Raw genomic sequence first — 258 nt, forward strand, 5'->3', positions numbered from 1 at the left:
GTCTATCAGTTAGCAGCGGTCTACGACAAACCTTTAACGGGTAAACAAGGCGTCAAGATGGCTTACGAGTTACTCTCTAGCGCTGACTTAAGCAAGATGCAAGAGAAACAGGCCTTGCTTGCAGGTATCGGTGTTGGTAAAGGACTACTTGATAATGCACAAAGCAGTGGTCTTCATAGCGAACTTAAAAACCTAGGCCTAAAAAATAAAAATGTGAATTACTACGCTGAGCAAGTCGATAGTATCGCGGGTCAAGTC

At 43.8% G+C, this 258-nt stretch carries 1 pseudogene; it reads left to right on the forward strand.

The window, feature by feature from the left end:
• Positions 1-258 (forward strand): annotated as a pseudogene (locus AAEY88_RS14335) (hypothetical protein); the annotation flags it as partial.

The sequence above is a fragment of the Psychrobacter sp. CAL346-MNA-CIBAN-0220 genome (genome assembly GCF_040309805.1).
Lineage (GTDB): Bacteria > Pseudomonadota > Gammaproteobacteria > Pseudomonadales > Moraxellaceae > Psychrobacter.